This window comes from Aestuariibaculum suncheonense (assembly GCF_014596935.1).
In the GTDB taxonomy this organism is placed as follows: Bacteria; Bacteroidota; Bacteroidia; order Flavobacteriales; family Flavobacteriaceae; genus Aestuariibaculum; species Aestuariibaculum suncheonense.
Map to the genome: position 1 here is coordinate 322,056 of NZ_JACVXC010000003.1, position 18,695 is coordinate 340,750.

Here is an 18,695-nt window from a genome sequence, read left to right on the forward strand (position 1 = left end):
TGAGGTTTTTAGGTGGGTTAGGAAAGCAATCACAAAAACTATCACATAAGTATTTTATCACCCTAAAACTTCATAAAACAAAAAACAACTCATATTTAACCGTTTCCCTTATATGGGACAACTTATTTTAAAATGACCTCGGGAATAGCAGGTCTATTTTAACTTGGGTTGTGATGCAAATGATAAGGATTATTAAATCGATTGGAAAATTCTAAAAACTCCAAGATTATTCTTCTAGAATATATTCATAATCCTCCAGCTCTTGAAGTTCTTTAATAATTCTTTCTGACCATTCTTCTTGAACTCTTTTACTAAAATTAGATTCTTCATATAAACTATTAATTTCGCTAGACTCTTTCATGTATTTCCTGTACATTGATTCATACACTTTAATATTGGTTACTTTTTGCTTATTTAAACTATCATAAGCTTTACGTATTTTTCTTGCATAAATCTCATAAATATCAAAATGTCCCTGTTCATGTACAAGAGATAAAGAGTCAGAAACTTTATTCCAAGAATCAAACTTTTTCATGTAAGAATTAACTGCAAACACAGGAATATCTCCATTCCAATATTGATGTTTAATAGTTATACCTGCTTTAACAATAGCTCCAGCATTATTATAATTTTCATCACCAACTTCTCCCTTAAAATCTTCCCATTTTAATTTCCTACTAGATTGCCAAAACAATAAACTATCAGTCTCTAAAATTTTAACCTGTCCTACAGCATTAATATTAAAACTAACTAAAATTATTATTACAATTATTAATCTCATTAATTTTTATCGTTTCTAATTTCAAATATGTGTTGATTAACTTGTTTACCTGGTTTGCTAAATTTTTCAGGGTGATAATCCCATTTTATTCTGTTAGGGTCAATTCCCTTACCTTCTAGAAATTTAATTATAGATGCTGCTCTACCTCTAATCATTTTTTGTTGACGTTCTAAATTAAAATGAGCTTTATCTTTAGTATGAGTTTGGTGTTTTATATACATAAACAACTTTAAATGCGGCCAATCTTGTAATGTTTTGATTATCGCATTCAATGTTTTATTTGTATGAACATTATCCTCATCAACGTTCATCCCTAAACCCCCATCTATAAAATTAACATGCGTTGGAATTGGCAACCTTGTTCTAATTTCTTCTCCTCCAAACTCAGGAATCTCTTTACTTTTTGAAATTTGAATCTTTGGTAATTTAAATTGCCCAATACTTATATCTGCTAAACCATTCTCTTCAAAAGATAATGACTTTTGGCCTTTTGGCCTTCTAACCCCTTTATTACTAGTATTCCCATCTACTGGCGACTTAGGTTTATTGCCAGATGTTTTTCCCGCTTTAGGAGCAAAAAGCTTTTTAACAAAACCAACAACTCCATCTCGTTGAGTGCAGTTACAATTTCTTCCACTTCCTCCTAATAGCCACCTTAAAAACCAAGGTGTTTTTCCTAACCCATAAAAATCTATATTCTGTATTGGATTATTATCTGCCATAACATAAGGTGATTGATAATTTACAAAATCTGCCATTGGGTCTACAACCATAAATCTTCCTATTGTTGGGTCATACTGTCTTGCTCCTAAATCATATGTATTTAGATTAAGGCTTGTATCAAATTCCTTGCCATTATACTGGTAATCTAAAGCTGGATTACTAAACGCTGTTACATAGTTATCATTGTATCCTTTATGTTTAAGACCAAAGGGATAGTAGTTGTTTTCTTCCAATATATCAGTAGAAGAATTAATACTACCATTGCCATCACTATCCATATAAGATAATCTAATATTACCTAAATGGTCTTTATATTGATACACATACTTATAACCATTCTCCGCATCAACATAACCCTCTGAATGATTAAAGAATTTCAATGAACTGCCTTCATACACATAGTTTCCAGCATAATACGTTGTGGCACCACTTACGGTTTTACTTAACTTTGTGCCAGTTGCATCGTAAATATAGGAAATATTCCCTCCTGACAATGTAACATTATCTGGTAAATTTAAATTATTATATCCTATAGATGTTATTCCTTTATTCGTATCGGTTAACATATTACCATTCGAATCATAGGTATAATCATTTGTGCTATCCGTAGCTCCATTTAACGCATCATCTTTAAACCCATATTGATCTAAAGTTGAAGCATCTGCTACTTTTAAAAGCTTATTACTATTAGACTGATAGGTATAACTTAAATCATCCATAACCCCATAGCTGGTTACAGAGCTTCCACTCATAGCTCTTACACCTCGTCTTAACAAAGAGGTAATATTACCATTCTTATCATAAACTACAGAGCTTAAGTTATAATTACTACTATTAGCTATACCACTAGTGATTCGGTTTAATGCATCATAGCTATATCTATACCATTTTAAATTTCCATCTGTATTGGCTGTTCGCCATTCTGTCTCACTTATATTACCATTATATAGCGGTGTTCCTAAATGACTAACTGTATTGTAATTAATCTTAAACCCAAACAAATCATTACCTAAACTTGAAGGGTTATTAATCTGTTTTAACCAGCCTCTTACATTATAAGTATAATCCACGGTTTGTAGTCTACTTTGAGTTACTTTTCCCCCAACACCCTTACTCTCTAGCTGTCCTAAATCATCATAGCTGTTTTGAACTATCAATTCCTCGGCTAAACTGTTTATTTTTTGTTTCTGGGTAAGCATTCGTCCCATATGGTCATATGTAAAGGTATCCACTATGGTCATGGTACTACCTGAACCTCTTTTATGTGTTGTTGTAGTACTCGTCGGTTCACCTGTAAAACCTAAAGTACTCTTTACAATATCTGTCGTTTCTAAATAAGCATTATAACTCGCATTATATATAGGACGTCCTTTAACATCATAATAAATTACAGATGTTATCCAATTGTTTGACCCCAATACACGCACCTTACTACCGGTAGGTAGGCCTTTGGTTAGTTTCTGTGTACTACTGGAATTATTATAATTAATGACCGTTTGACCATTTATCGACGATGGTGGGTTTGATAGTGGTGATTTGTCAAAGGTATAATTATCATAATAGTTGATCGTATATATTTTACTTATACTCCCGGTTGGATATACGTTACTATTATCACTATAATACAAATTAGCCCCTCCTAAACTTATAGACGAACTACTTTTTGAAACATATTGTAAAGAGGTATTATTAGCTGAATTCTGCAAGCTTATTCTACTAAAGTTACCTGTTACAAGTCCTGTATAAGCCACCCTTCCAAAAGTATCATACTTAGTAAATAGCCATTCATCTGTTGAAGGTTCCCTTTGTTTTGCATCTTGGGTCATGATAGGCTGATCAAGCTTATTATAGACAATATACTCCCATCCCTTTCCTGGAATCTTCTTCTCTACCAAACGATTTCTATCATCATAAACATACTGATAACAAAGTTCATTCAACTCGGTAGATGAAATACTGCTATCATGTACCACCTTGGGTGGTAATACATAGGTCAGGTTTCCATATTTATCGTATACATAATAGGTATCATGAGCACCATTATTGTAAGTACGTTTTAAGACCACTCGCCCTTGCTTATCCTTAAATTCTTCTGTCGTATGATTGCTCCCACTGGTCCAGTTTTCATCCTTTGTAATCGCTTTATACAACTCCTTAGCAGTATAATAAGTGCTACCGCCACTCAGTGTTGGTGTGTATGTTTTATTTGCAAAACTTAAAGAGACCGTATAGTATAATACTTCGTTTGTCCCATTTGTTTGATAATCAAATTTTATGGTATGATCTGTGTCACTGGTTTTATTGACTAACCAATCTTTACCTGGTGCTCCTTGTTCCTTTATTCTATTTAATGGTGAGATTTCAAAATGCTTTTCTGAATATGCATTAATGTTCGAGGTCGTCATCCCAGGAAAGTCAGATTCATATTTAGTAGCGTCATAATAAGATTTGGTTGCGCTCTCGGCACCAATTCTATACAAACCTCCATTACTAATAGCTGAATATGGTAGATACTCTTTATCTTGGCGACCATAACTATCATAACCAACATGGGTGATAATATCTTGACTACTTCCACCTCTTCTAACACCTATATTTTGAATAGATCTTCCTAAACCATCAAAATATGTAATACCCTCTATTTTTTCACTATCAGGTGCGGACGCAAGCTGTGATTCTGTATAGGCTTCCTGATAATTTATGGTATAAATATAATTTTGGTCGCTCAGAGGACAACCATTATTTCCACGACTTCCGGACTGTGTCGGGCACTGATCACTGTTATTTGACACATAACCTATAGGTTGACTACAAGCAGATAGCGTACTCGATGGATCTCCCAAACCATCACCGTCTTGATCATTATACCATGTGGTAGGTTGAGTAACCGTATACGATTTACTACTCGATGCTGTACTCCACGTCCCTCCGGTACTTCTGGCTCGCAAATATTGTGTTCCACTACTGGTTTTTGTTATCGTACCTGAAGAATTTGAAGTACTGGTACCACTACTACTACTCTGCCAATAATAAACCACACCGCTAGGAGGATTACTTCTGGCTAAAACCGTATTTCCACAATTCGTGCTTTGAATGGTAGGCGCCGGAGGTGTAGAGGGTGCTGCTGCCCCAATAGTCACACTAAGGGTAACCAAGTTGTAATTATACATATTATCAAAAACTTCAGCCACAATAGTAGCTGAACTACCTGAATAGAACGTTGCCTCTGCACTGGTACTGGATATCGATTGAATATCGCCATTATTATTAATCCAGTTAATTCCTGATATGCCATTATAATAAGGGTCCATTACAGTATAAGTGTAAGTAGGTCCAGAACTCACTGAGGTTGGTCCACTTATATAATACCCCTGAGACCAAAGATTAAATGACAAAAGAAAACAGGAAACAACCATTAAGCTTCGTAAATAAATATATATCTTATCCATACCGTTTTAATTTTTGATTTTAGTGAACTCCATTTCTGAAAATAATGCACTTGTATTGAGAGGATCAATTACAAGTATTAATGTGTTAGAGTTTAAAACACGGGCCTTATAATTAAAAACCTTACCTCTGGAGGTGCTAACTTCCAATTGATTTGCTCCCTCATTAAATTTCCAAAAGCCGCTGACGGTTTTACCATCTGTTAAGCTCATTAAAAAGCTTTCATCTGATTTCAAATAGATTAACCGGTCTCGGTAAGCTAATTCTGCTTTAGTGCGAGCTTGCGCTGGTAACGAGTCAAACTTAGAGCGCATGGCTTGACTGACTTTACTTAAAGTATTCTCATAGTTCAATTTCCAAGTACCTATTAAATCTGTTTCACTTGTCTGAGCGGAAACTTCAGACATAGGCATTAAAATGAACACTAATAATAGTGTCAATGTATATATAGATTTCATCTGTTTTATGGATTTTTAGTTATTGTCCTTTGTAATGGTATTCATTCTCACTTAGTACCTTACCACTATCATCTTTAACAAACTGAAGTCTATTAAATGCATCATATAAATAATAGGTAGTATACCCCTTAGGGTCAGTCATGCTAGTCATTCCAACTAATGGGTCATAGGTATAAGTACTTAGCATAGCCCCCGACAAATACGAACTGTCTCTAAGGTTTGAAAGCGCGGTTCGAAGTAAATCCTCATCTGCTTGTGAATCATCACTGTCTGATGCGCTGACTACTGCATTAATTAAGCTTTGAACATTAGAAGCCTGTGCTGATGTGAAGTTTTCGATTTTAGCAACAGGATATTGATTATTATAACCCCATATATAATAGATATGAATACCAGAGGCCGTACTAACCTCTATAGGGTTGCCTTTATCATCATAATCGTGATAATAAATCCTGGATTGTAAAGGATTTGAACTACTGTTATAAACACCTTTTAGAGTGCTAATCTCTTCTGGAAGCACCACACTTCCTCCCCAGTCTTTAAAATTTGTTCTTTGTAGGGAAATAAGTTCCGATGCGTCTCCTGCTCCATTGCTATTATCATCTTGATAAACTTCTCTTTGAATTGGAACTACTACATTATGAATATCACCATCTGAATTTAGACGATTAATAGCATTATTTTGAAGTGTGGTTAATGTACCTCCTAAAAGATAACTGGCAGAGGTAATATCATCTGGATAATACATCTTATTTACTAATGTCTTTCCATCACTCGATGTCGTCGTTGAAACTGTCATTTGCATATGATCCGTATTATCATAACTCATCGTCGTTGTTTGGACTAATGCCTCGGATGTTGTGGGTAAGTATGAGGTTTCTTTTTTCTCTGTCATACGATAGGCTCGACTTTTATAAAGGAATTCATTTGCTATAAAATAATAAGGGCTACCTCCTGAACCAGGAGTACGTATACAGGTCGCTTCAATATATTTTTGTAATTCTTTAAACAGCAAGCCATAATCAGTTTTGGAATAAATCTCATTATAGATAAATTCCTCTAAGTATATTGGAGTATACACTCCACCGCTTTTAGAATAAGATGTCTTTTTTACCAACTGTGAATCTGTCCAATTATGACATAAATTTGCATAATTCCCACTATTAAGATAACGCTTTGGTTCGTAAACTGCTGGAGCATCTAAAATAGATTCGGAAACCAAATTATATTCATATTTAGTTTTGCTTAAATTTGAAAGGTCTGTTCCTTGATAATGATTTACTTCAGGATAAATTAAATTTCCCCCATTATAATTTAATGCAGAATACACCTCCAACCCCATGTATTTTCGATGCCATGAAGAAGCCCTTCCCGTACAACCTCCAGTATACGGCATCTCTCCTTCCCAAAATTCTTGAGTGTAATCATCATAATCTTTAAATAACAAATCTTCATTGAATAGCTTTTCTCCAAGTCCATTTTCACTGACTCCGTATTTATATTCTTCAAAAGACTCTAAAGCACCATCAAAGTCATAATTTTTAATATTTGCTATTCTAAGTCCCGCTCCATAAACTACTGTAGGTGTTCCTACTAACTCCGACGTATAACAATTGGATTCAAATTTAAAAGTCGTATACCCCTTGGTTGGGTAAGTAATTTTTTTTAGTATACACATTCTTACTTTACTTGTATCAACCGCTCTATTTGCTGAACCTATGTTGTAAGTCGTATTCTGTTCTGCTGTTGTTGGATTTTGACAGCAATATGTAGTGCCATATAAGTCCGATAAATAAAAATCATTTCCTTGAACACTCTTGGAAGGTATTAAACTAAAATTTAATTTACCATTAAAATACCCCCATAAATCTTGAGAAAATTCACCTTTTCTTGGAATACTTATATTTGACTCATAATCAAATTCATATTTTTTATACATGTCAGAGCCTGCCGCTGAAGTCTCCGAAAAACTCAGTAACTTTAGTCTCTTAGTATCAGAATCAGGGTAACCAGACAGCCCAAAATTTGCGGTAAAATAATCATAACTAAAATCAAATCCTTTAACTAGTTTATCATTCAAATCATAGACTCTTATATTATCAAGACTTTTAGCTGAACTCTGAGTCCTATCTAATCGTTGCGTATTATAATTAAATATTACTTCTCCTAAACGATAACTTATCCTTTTCAAGCGCATCTCCTCTTGGCCAACTATTGAATAACTCTCCTCTTCTAATCCAGATGCATTACTTTCCATCATTTGATAATATGACTTTTGCTCCTTCACATAACCGCATGTTTCATATTCAAAATAAACCGTATCTTTTTTTGTTCTAGAAACAATCTCTGTAACATACCAATCGGTTATATAATTATTCCTTGGTTGAGGGCTGTCATCAATTAAAATCTTATTAATATCTCTAAATCTATATTCGATTCCCTTCTCATCTATAATTGAAAAAGCATAATTACTCCCCATAGTGTTACGTAGTATTTTTATTGGCTCATAAGGAAAAGTCATATAGGTCCTATCTGACGCATACATAAATTGCCCTGATTTCCCTGGTAAGTTATAATTAAACATATCAGGCCTCGTGTCTCTTCCTGCGCCATCTGCAGAAGCTTTCAAATCATAATAATTTTCTTCAATTTCAGAATACCCTCCCTGAGATACTTTAGCATAAAATTCATCAAAATCCATGACTGCCATATTGAAATTCCCTTCTGGCATTTCATCTGGTGTCCCTAATACATTTCGGTGTATAATCATGTTCCCTGAAATACTCCAACCTAAACCTACTTCCGTGGCTTCTTGATTCACTTTTATCCCTCCTGCATGGTAAGACAAGCTAAATGGTAAGGAAATTTCAGCAACATTCACCTCAAACAATGGAAAACTAATATTAGGTATTCCTGTATTCATAGAAACAGGATAGGTCCCATATTTACCCAACTCTGCAACTGCTGGTGTAGGTTGAATAATCGATGGTAATTCGGGTAGCCCTTGAGCAATCAAACAAGGACTAGCCAGCATATTTAAAAACAAAAAATTTAATTGCCAGGTCTTCTTTAGCGCAAACTGTTTTAACATATTAATAATTGATATCTAATATTATACAGCATTAAAATTACAAGAATAACAGATTAAACTAGTGGGGTTTCACCGTGCAATTGATAAGGCAAAACCTTATTATTTATTAGGTTTTAATTCTGAATTTTGCCTGTAAAAAAGAGTTATCGAAATTCAATCCAGCTTAAAACGACAATCTTGGGACACCTGTATAAAGCATTATTACAGATTAGGTTTAGAGGCGCATATTCCTGAAAATTTAAGGAGCAACATCCCCAGCTCTAATATATCCAGATGGAAACAAGAGTCTGAAAGCAAATATAAAGGTTGCGAAATTTCAGAATTTATTAATCAGGAAATCGATTTAATTAAACGATTTAATCAATCGGCAAAAATTAAAACCGTAATCGAATGTTATTTTAAACTCTCGGATACCTTAAACCATATTATGTCTAACGTTAAAGGTTTTAAATCGCTTATTAAAAACAACATGGAATTGGTGGTTAATACCGTAGAATCTGTAAAACACAGCGTTCCTATAAATAAAGCTCTAAAACTTTTCGATATCTCCAGAAGCTCTTTTGAAAACTACAAAACCATCCTTATTCATAAATGTGAAGCCTCCTATTACAAATGGTGCACCAGAAAAATGCCGAACCAACTCTTAGCAAACGAAGTACGCACCATTAAAAACTATATGAATCATGATGCATATCGATTCTGGTCAAAATCTTCCATTTACCTAAAGGCTATTAGAGATAATAGCCTTTCCTGCGGACTCTCCACCTTTTACAAATACTGTAATATTTTAGGTTTTACTGGTACTAACATTATAACAAAGCCTAATAATTATAATCCGCTTAAAACTACAAAACCCAATGAGGTGTGGTGTGCGGATGTCACTATTTTCAAAACGAATGACGGCGTGAAGCACTACATCCATATTTTAATGGATCACTTTTCTAAAATGGTTCTGGGTTATCAAATTGAAAAGCATAGTTCAGGAAAAACCATACGCCATCTATTACAAAGTGCTTACCTGAAATACAATCCAAAACAGACGTTATTTTTAACCGATGGTGGATCTGAAAATGTTAACGCCAACGTTACTTCAATTATAGAAGCTTCCGATGGAGCGATTCAACATAAAATAGCACAGCATGATGTTATCTTTTCTAATTCTATGATTGAAGCGTTTAATAAAGTGCTGAAATACCAATTTCTATACCCCAAACAAATTAACTCCCGAACTAAGCTTGAAACAGAACTTAGTCATGCCATCGATACATACAATCTACAACGACCACAGCTAAACTTGAACGGAAACACGCCTTTTGAAAATTTTAATGACTCTTCTATTGATTTTAGCACCTACTCTAATAAATTTAAAGCTCAAATACAGTACAGAATAGTTCAAAACAGAAATACTTCTTGTAAAATTTGCTTATAAAACAGAAATAATATAACCCTAAAGAAATTTAATCTCTTTTACCTTCTGAAAAGAACATTTCAATTAGCTTTTATTCTAACACAAAATAATAACAAACTTATATTTAACCGTTTCCCTTATAAGGGACAACTTATTTTAAAATGAGCTCGGGAATAGCAGTGCACGTTTTTAAAAGAGGTAACCGAATAGGTCACATTTTTATTTAAATGAATTCAAATAATATGAACCCCTAAAAACGTCAAAACCTTGATAATCATAAAATTACCAAGGTTTTGTTACTTATTGATCTCTGATCTAGTCGGGGTGGCAGGATTCGAACCTGCGACCTCCTGCTCCCAAAGCAGGCGCGATAACCGGGCTACGCTACACCCCGAGGTGTATGGTATATTTCTTTATCCGGTACTTGCAAAAGAAATATTTTATTGCGGAGAGACAGGGACTCGAACCCTGGCGACAGTTACCCGTCGACAGATTAGCAATCTGCTCCATTACCACTCTGGCACCTCTCCTTAAACTTTTAATTATGAACTTGCGCAATCGTTTTTGCGGTTGCAAATGTAAGCGATACTTGAGATTCTCACAAACATTTTTTGCACTTTTTTTTGAAAATTATTCGGGGTATTCAATTCTTAAATGGTAAATGTTTGCAAGCTTGCGCTTTAGCACTTTTTTTATTTTTTGAATTTCTTTGAAAGTGATGTCTGCATTTAAAAATTGGCCGTCTTCAATTTGCTTATCGATGATATTTTCAACAAAAGCATCGATTTTTGTCGAAGTTGGTTCCTTTAAACTTTTTGAAGCAGCCTCAATACTATCACACATCATAAGAATAGCAGTTTCCTTACTAAAAGGTTTTGGTCCTGGATAACTGAAATCAGCTAAATCTGGTTCTCTGTCACTTTCTTCAAATTCCTTTTTCTCCTTCATATAAAAATAGTAAACCAGATTCGTTCCGTGATGCGAACGAATAAAATCAATCACGCGATCGGGTAAATTGTGCTTCTTGGCAATTTCAATGCCATTTATGACATGATCGATAATAATACGTGCACTCTCTTTAGGCAATAATTCGTCATGTGGATTGATTCCTGTGGATTGATTCTCGGTAAAATAAGTTGGGTTCTTCATTTTTCCAATATCATGATACAAAGCGCCTACCCTAACCAACATGGCATTCGCATGGATTTCGTTAGCTGAAGCTTCTGCAAGATTTGCCACATTCAGCGAATGATGAAATGTTCCTGGTGCTTTATTAGACAATTCTTTCAGTAATTTAGAATTAGTGTCTGAAAGCTCTAAAAGCGACACATCAGACACCAGACCAAAAATACGTTCGTAGGCATAAATTAATGGCTGCACAAACAAAGTTGCCAATCCGCCCAATAGGAACCATTTAAACATTTCCCACTTAATGGTTTCCATACTCCCTTCATGAATTAAGAAAAAAGCAAAATAAGCCACGATATAAATCAATGTAATCTGTCCTACCGAAATAAATAGATTGGCGCGCTTATATAGCTCTGAAACCGTTAAAATGGTAACAATGCCTGCTATAATTTGAAGAAAGGTATACTCGTAACTATTCGGAACAATAAATCCTAAAAGCAGTACGGTAATCACATGAGAAAATAACCCCAAACGAGCATCAAAGAACGCTTTTAAAATAAGGGGTAAAATACAGATGGGTACGACATATACAAACTCTGAATTATAATTCACAACCAAGGTGGTCATAAATACCATCAGGAATACATTAAAGAAAATAAAAGTAACCTTATTGTTATTTTCATAGACTTCAACACGGTACTTTCTTAAAAACAATAATAGCATCAATAGCGCCAAAGCGACTAACAAGGTATAGGCAAAAATAATCCAGTTGTAATTAGATTTCGTCCAGACCTGCGACTCATATTCAGATTCAAGGGATTTCAATATTTGGTACTTATCCCCTTCTATAACCTCACCTTTTGAAATGATTAACGTTTCCTTTTCAATGCTTCCGCGAGTGTAAGCTATCTTACTTAATTCTTCTTCTAAAGCTTTATCGGTAAACGATTGGTCGAAGATTAAATTCGGTTCAACAATATCAAAAAATAACGAGGTAAAATTAGTTTTATAGGCTTGCAATTCGCGACTCAATAATACCTTGTTTATAATGGGGGTAATGGCGTCGAGTTTAATTAAATCTCCAAAAAATCCGTCCTGCTTTTTTGTGCGATCTTCCAGCAAAGTTATAATTCGGGTATCTGAAAACTCATAGCTTTCACTTAAAATACCAAAAGTATACAGTTCTTCAATAATATCTAATCCGGTATTGTAAACCGTCTGAAAAGATCTGTTAGGTAACGAATCTGTAAATGTTTTTTTAAAGGCTTCTTTGTAGCGTACTTTTACTTTTGGTTCAACCGTGTTATCGATATCGAAATACAACACCGAATTATCAATGATATTCTGTTTTTCAGAAGCGATTTCATCGTCCGTCTTTTTTATGGCAAAATCAAATGGGGCATATAAATTTTCAGATTGCCAGGGTTTTCCTTTTTCAAAATTGTATCTAAATTTCCCGCTTTTCGGAAACAAATACACGATTAAAAACGATGTACACAAAAACAATAACCCTTTGTAAATCAACGAGTGGTTTTTGTATAGTTTATTTATTAAGTCTTTCATTTAAAGTGATAAGTAAATCAAATGTAATAAAATTATAAACTTCCATAGCTTTTATAATAAATGAATCCTTCTCCTTTTTACTAAAAAATGATTAATTTCGCAGGAAATAAGACAAAGATTAAATAATGAATAAAGAAGTTGTAATTGTTTCTGCAGCCAGAACTCCTATTGGTAGCTTTTTAGGAGCCCTATCTACAATACCAGCACCCCGCCTTGGGGCTGTTGCTATTAAAGGCGCTTTAGATAAAATTGGTTTAAAACCCGAGTTAGTAGACGAAGTCTTAATGGGTAATGTGGTTCAGGCAGGAACAGGTCAGGCGCCTGCCCGACAAGCAGCTATTTATGCCGGAATACCAAATACCGTACCATGTACTACTGTTAATAAAGTGTGTGCTTCCGGAATGAAAGCAGTGATGCAAGGTGCTCAAGCCATTGCCCTTGGTGACGCTGAAATTGTTGTGGCTGGTGGTATGGAAAACATGAGTTTAATTCCGCATTATTTACACGCAAGAACAGGGACTAAATTCGGCCCGGGAACGCTGATTGACGGTATGCAAAAGGATGGTTTAGTCGATGCTTACGACGAACATGCCATGGGGGTTTGTGCCGATGCTTGTGCTGCTGAATATAATTTTAGTCGTGAAGAACAGGATGCATTCGCTATTCAATCTTACAAGCGTTCTGCCGCTGCTTGGGAATCCAAGAAATTTGGCAATGAAGTTGTGCCTGTTGAAGTGCCTCAGCGTCGAGGTGATGCTATTGTGGTTTCTAAAGATGAAGAATACACTAATGTAAATCTTGATAAAATACCTCAGTTACGTCCGGCTTTCACCAAAGACGGAACGGTAACAGCAGCTAATGCATCAACCATTAATGATGGTGCCGGAGCGGTAGTGTTAATGAGTAAGGAAAAAGCATCCGAGTTAGGATTAACCCCTCTTGCCACTATAAAAAGCTATGCCGATGCAGCGCACGAACCGGAATGGTTTACCACGGCCCCAGCCAAAGCCTTACCTAAAGCATTAAATAAAGCTGGGATTTCTATTGATGATGTAGATTATTTTGAATTTAATGAAGCGTTTTCTGTGGTTGGCTTAGCAAATATGAAACTTCTTGGTCTTAACGATGCCAAGGTGAACGTTAATGGGGGAGCCGTGTCTTTGGGACACCCACTAGGCTGTTCAGGTGTTAGAATCATCATTACATTATTAAATGTTTTACAACAAAACGATGCTAAAATTGGTGCAGCAGCCATTTGTAATGGTGGTGGTGGTGCATCTGCAATTATTATAGAACGTAATTAAGTTTAATGCAATACGGAATTTGTAATTTAAGCATTGTTCCTTTACGAAAAGAACCTTCCGATGCCTGTGAATTAGTGTCTCAGGTACTTTATGGCGATTTTTTTAAAGTCTTGGAACAACGCAAAAACTGGAGTAAAATAAGACTGTCATTTGACAAATACGAAGGTTGGATTGATAATAAGCAATATATTGAAATATCAGCTGAAGCTTACAATCACCTGCAACGTGAAACACCAAAATTATCGATTGATTTAGTAGAGTTTATTGAGGACACACAACATCAGTTACACCCTATTTTATTAGGATCTTCTTTAAACGGATTATCTCTTTTAAACCATACACATGATGGCAATACCGTTTCAGGCAAAATGGCCAAAAAAAATCTGATTGAAACGGCTTTTCTATATTTAAATTCACCCTATTTATGGGGTGGAAAAACACCTTTTGGTATAGATTGTTCCGGCCTTACACAAATGGTATATAAACTTAATGGTTATAAATTATTACGAGACGCTTCACAGCAAGCAACACAAGGAGAGCCTTTGAGTTTTATTGAAGAAAGCGAGCCTGGAGATTTAGCCTTTTTCGACAATCAGGAAGGGATTATTACCCACGTTGGACTGATTATGAGTGATAATTATATTATTCATGCGCATGGAAAGGTAAGAATAGACCGCCTCGATCACACAGGCATTTATAACGTCGACAAACGCATGCACACACACAAACTTCGTGTCATTAAAAAGATTATATAAAAAAAGCCGCAATGTACATTGCGGCTTTTTTGTGCTTATGTTTTTGCTAATTAGTTTCCAGCTTCAATAGCGTCAACTTTAGCTTTCATTTCATCTTTCTTAGCAGTTTCACCAAGTATACTGTAAATGTTCATTAATGTTTTGGCTGCATTAACGTTTTCTCCATCTATTGTTAAGGCCTTTTCTAAATAAGGTACAGCTTCCCTATATAAGTCTTGACGTTGTTGTCTTAACTCATCATAACGTAAATCATCCTTTTTAGAACTCCCTAAACCATTCATTTCTTTAATAATACCTTCTTCTTTTGATAATACTAAAGCTGAAAGGTTAATATAAGCATTTACATAGTTTGGATCTAATTCAATGGTTTTTTCATAGTACCCTTTAGCTTGCTCATTCTCACCTGATTCTGAAGCAATAACTCCTAAGTTATACTGTAACTCTGGGTTAGAAGGATCCATTTTAGTCGCTTGCTCTAATAATGCCTTAAACTTCTCAGTGTTACCCATTTTATAGTGCACATTAGCCTCAGTTAATATTAAATTAACATCATTCGGACTTTCTGCTTTGGCTGCTGCCATGGCTTCAATCGCTTTTTCATTGTCCCCTTTATTTACATAAATGATAGCAATGTTTTTTACGATTTCAGGTTTTTTAGATTCTGTTGTACGCTCTCCTGGATTTGTATGAGATTTTGCCTTAACAGAAATGTCACGCATGTTTTTGTTTTCGAATGTTTCTTCTTTCTTGGTTTCTGCATTCGTAGCGTAATATTCTGTTTTAACCCCTGTGTATCCTAAATCTCTCAATTCCTCATAAATACTTAATGCCCTGTCATAATCAGGAACATTAATGGCAGTAGCTGCTGCATAGTATAAAAATGTGGTGTCTTTAGGACTCAATCGATAAGCTTTCTCAAAGTATTGAGATGCATTGGTATAATCATTACCTTCATAAGCCTCATTTCCCTTGGTTAATAAAGAGTTTATCATTTGTTGTTTCAACTCAGTACTTTCCTCTGAAAGAGACCCTTCGATTTTGCCTAAACTTTTAATTGCTTCATCAATATCACTTAAAGAACCTGCTCCTCCTGCGTATAAGCTTTGAGCATATAAGTAATAATAATCTGCTTTGTATTTATCCTCTAATGGCATAAAAGCTTCTACCTGCTTTAAAGCAGATTTAGCTTCAGCATAATTAGTCCCTTTAATAGCTTTCTCTGCAGCTTTCAGTTCCTTTTTTTGTGCAAATGAAAATGCACCAACTGAAAACGCTAAAGCTACAATAATCTGTTTTTTCATTGTTGTTTTATTTAATTATCATTGTTATTCTCTTCTGTTGTGGTATCAAGAGTTGTGCCACCCTCTACACCGTCCACGATTGGAGCATCTACATCTAAAACACCTTCTTCAGTTTCCTGCTCTTCTTCGTGCATTACTTTCGCTACTGCTGCAATAGAATCTTTTCCTTTCAGGCTAATTAATTTAACACCTTGCGTTGCTCTACCCATAACACGTAAGTTACTAACTTCTAAACGAATAGCTATTCCAGATTTATTAATAATCATTAAATCATCGTTATCTGTTACGCTCTTAATAGCAACAAGTTGTCCTGTTTTTTCGGTAATTGAAATGGTTTTAACACCTTTACCGCCTCGGTTGGTAATTCTGTAAACTGGCTCTCCGTCTTCCGGATCATCAATATAAGTTCGTTTACCATACCCGTTTTCAGACACTACAAGTACCGATTCTTCCTGCGGATTTTCAATCGTTACCATGCCAATAACTTCATCGCCTTCATGTGCTAGTGTAATACCACGAACTCCTGAAGCACTACGCCCCATCGGACGGGTTTTAGCTTCCTCAAAACGAATGGCTTTACCAGAACGTAATGCTAACATAACCTGACTGTTTCCAGTTGTTAACCGTGCTTCTAGTAATTCGTCATCTTCTTTTATGGTAATCGCGTTGATACCATTAGTACGCGGACGAGAATATTGCTCTAAAGATGTTTTCTTAACCTGACCGTTTTTAGTCGCCATGATGACATAATGACTATTGATATAGTCCTCATCTTTCAAGTCTTGGGTACAGATGAAAGCCATTACTTTATCATCCTGCTCGATATTGATAAGGTTTTGAATGGCACGACCTTTCGAGGTTTTACTGCCTTCCGGTATTTCGTAAACACGCATCCAGAAACATTTTCCTTTTTGAGTGAAGAATAACATATACTGGTGGTTAGTTCCCACAAATAAATGCTCTAAGAAATCTTCGTTACGCGTAGTTGAGGCCTTTTGTCCTACTCCTCCTCTGTTTTGAGTTTTGTATTCGTTAAGTGAGGTACGCTTAATGTATCCCGCATGAGAAATAGTAATCACCACTTGCTCATCGGCAATCATATCTTCGATACTTAAATCTCCTCCTGCATACTCGATAATGGAACGACGCTCATCACCGTATTTTTCTTTAACCACATGAAGTTCTTCTTTAATGATATCCATACGACGTTCTTTCTTGTCTAAGATATCTTTTAAGTCTTCAATCGTTTTCATTAAGTCTTCATATTCTGAACGTAGTTTATCCTGCTCCAGTCCTGTAAGCTGACGTAAACGCATTTCTACAATAGCCTTCGCCTGAATTTCAGTAAGTTCAAAACGTTTAATTAAGCTCGCTCTTGCTTCATCTGCATTTGAAGATGCCCTGATAATTGCAATGACTTCATCAATATTATCTGAAGCTATAATTAAACCTTCTAAAATGTGAGCGCGTTCTTCTGCTTTACGTAATTCGTAAGTAGTACGTCTCACGACAACTTCGTGTCTGTGTTCAACGAAGTGGTAAATTAAATCTTTAAGATTTAATAACTGCGGACGCCCTTTTACCAAAGCGATATTGTTAACACTGAACGACGATTGTAACGCCGTGTATTTGTATAATTTATTTAAAACGATATTCGGAATAGCATCACGCTTTAACACGTATACCACACGCATACCATTTCTATCCGACTCATCACGAATGGTTGCTATACCTTCCAGTTTTTTCTCGTTAACCAAATCAGCAGTTTTCTTAATCATTTCTGCCTTGTTAACTTGATAAGGAATCTCTGTAACGATAATACACTCGCGTCCTTGTACTTCTTCAATATTTGCTTTTCCACGAAGTACAATTCTTCCGCGTCCCGTGTGGAACGCTTCTTTTACACCATCGTAACCGTAAATAGTACCTCCGGTTGGAAAATCAGGGGCTTTAATATGCTTAATTAACTCATCGATTTCTATATCGTTATTTTCAATATAGGCAATGGTTCCGTCTACAACTTCAGATAAGTTATGTGGCGGCATATTGGTTGCCATACCTACAGCAATACCTGATGCACCGTTAACCAATAATCCCGGAATACGGGTTGGTAATACGGTGGGTTCCTGTAAAGTATCGTCGAAATTTAATTTGTGATCTACCGTTTCTTTATCGATATCTGCTAACATATCTTCAGAGATCTTACGCATACGAGCCTCGGTATAACGCATTGCCGCCGGGCTATCACCATCTATAGATCCAAAGTTCCCTTGACCGTCTACCAGCATATAACGTAAACTCCAGTCTTGAGCCATACGCACCATGGTATCGTAAACAGAGCTATCACCATGTGGGTGATACTTACCTAAAACCTCTCCTACGATTCTCGCGGACTTTTTATATGCGGTATTGGATTTAACACCTAGCTCATGCATACCAAACAACACACGTCTGTGTACTGGTTTTAATCCGTCTCTAACATCTGGTAACGCACGTGACACAATGACTGACATTGAATAATCAATGTAAGCCGATTTCATCTCATCTTCAATATTAATAGGGATCAATTTTTCTCCTTCTGCCATAAATATTTAATTAAGTTTTATGTGTTTTTCAAAACATGCTAATATAAGTATTTCGTCAATCACAGCCGGCATTTTAAGCATATTTTTTCATTTTTTTTATTAACAATTTTAACACTTTTATTCGTTGATAAATATGCCGCCTTTAATTTTG

General features: G+C 35.4%; 10 protein-coding genes and 2 tRNA genes. 3 read left to right on the forward strand and 9 right to left on the reverse strand.

The features are described 5' to 3' along the window. Window positions 1-226 precede the first annotated feature (226 nt). The 4 genes from ICJ84_RS09595 to ICJ84_RS09610 are packed head-to-tail and all read right to left on the reverse strand — an operon-like array spanning window position 227 to window position 8,500. Complete coding sequence (locus ICJ84_RS09595) at window positions 227-781, reverse strand: hypothetical protein (RefSeq protein ID WP_188216176.1); 555 nt, start codon at window positions 779-781, stop codon at window positions 227-229. After that, complete coding sequence (locus tag ICJ84_RS09600) at window positions 781-4,953, reverse strand: DUF6443 domain-containing protein (protein WP_188216177.1); 4,173 nt, start codon at window positions 4,951-4,953, stop codon at window positions 781-783. The genes ICJ84_RS09595 and ICJ84_RS09600 overlap by 1 nt, the downstream gene beginning before the upstream one ends. A 6-nt stretch (window positions 4,954-4,959) precedes the next feature. Then, window positions 4,960-5,409 carry a hypothetical protein gene (locus ICJ84_RS09605; RefSeq protein ID WP_188216178.1) on the reverse strand — a complete coding sequence of 150 codons (450 nt, stop codon included), beginning with the start codon at window positions 5,407-5,409 and terminating at the stop codon, window positions 4,960-4,962. 19 nt (window positions 5,410-5,428) lie between these two features. Next, on the reverse strand, window positions 5,429-8,500 hold the full coding sequence (locus ICJ84_RS09610; protein ID WP_188216179.1) for an RHS repeat domain-containing protein: 3,072 nt from the start codon (window positions 8,498-8,500) through the stop codon (window positions 5,429-5,431). Between the two features lie 427 nt (window positions 8,501-8,927). Between ICJ84_RS09610 and ICJ84_RS09615 the strand changes: the two genes are divergently transcribed. Further along, window positions 8,928-9,929 (forward strand): DDE-type integrase/transposase/recombinase, encoded by a 1,002-nt coding sequence (locus ICJ84_RS09615; protein ID WP_188216180.1) that lies wholly within the window; start codon window positions 8,928-8,930, stop codon window positions 9,927-9,929. A gap of 298 nt (window positions 9,930-10,227) precedes the next feature. Here ICJ84_RS09615 and ICJ84_RS09620 read toward each other — a convergent pair. The 3 genes from ICJ84_RS09620 to ICJ84_RS09630 all read right to left on the reverse strand — a co-directional run bounded on the left by ICJ84_RS09620 (window position 10,228) and on the right by ICJ84_RS09630 (window position 12,599). Continuing rightward, a tRNA-Pro gene (locus tag ICJ84_RS09620) sits at window positions 10,228-10,302 on the reverse strand. 52 nt (window positions 10,303-10,354) lie between these two features. Next, window positions 10,355-10,438, reverse strand: a tRNA-Ser gene (locus ICJ84_RS09625). A 100-nt stretch (window positions 10,439-10,538) separates the two neighbouring features. Then, on the reverse strand, window positions 10,539-12,599 hold the full coding sequence (locus tag ICJ84_RS09630) for an HD family phosphohydrolase (protein ID WP_188216181.1): 2,061 nt from the start codon (window positions 12,597-12,599) through the stop codon (window positions 10,539-10,541). 125 nt (window positions 12,600-12,724) lie between these two features. On the opposite strand from ICJ84_RS09630, the gene ICJ84_RS09635 reads away from it, so the two are divergent. Both ICJ84_RS09635 and ICJ84_RS09640 read left to right on the forward strand, forming a co-directional pair. Then, the gene (locus ICJ84_RS09635; protein WP_188216182.1) at window positions 12,725-13,903 is read left to right on the forward strand and encodes an acetyl-CoA C-acyltransferase; all 1,179 of its coding nucleotides are present in this window, start codon (window positions 12,725-12,727) and stop codon (window positions 13,901-13,903) included. A gap of 5 nt (window positions 13,904-13,908) precedes the next feature. Further along, window positions 13,909-14,658, forward strand: a complete 750-nt coding sequence (locus ICJ84_RS09640; protein ID WP_188216183.1) for a C40 family peptidase — start codon at window positions 13,909-13,911, stop codon at window positions 14,656-14,658. Window positions 14,659-14,708: 50 nt separating this feature from the next. On the opposite strand, the gene ICJ84_RS09645 is transcribed toward ICJ84_RS09640, so the two are convergent. Further along, window positions 14,709-15,959 (reverse strand): tetratricopeptide repeat protein, encoded by a 1,251-nt coding sequence (locus tag ICJ84_RS09645; RefSeq protein ID WP_188216184.1) that lies wholly within the window; start codon window positions 15,957-15,959, stop codon window positions 14,709-14,711. Between the two features lie 11 nt (window positions 15,960-15,970). Beyond that, window positions 15,971-18,544 (reverse strand): DNA gyrase subunit A, encoded by a 2,574-nt coding sequence (gene gyrA / locus ICJ84_RS09650; RefSeq protein WP_188216185.1) that lies wholly within the window; start codon window positions 18,542-18,544, stop codon window positions 15,971-15,973. Between the last annotated feature and the right edge of the window lie 151 nt (window positions 18,545-18,695).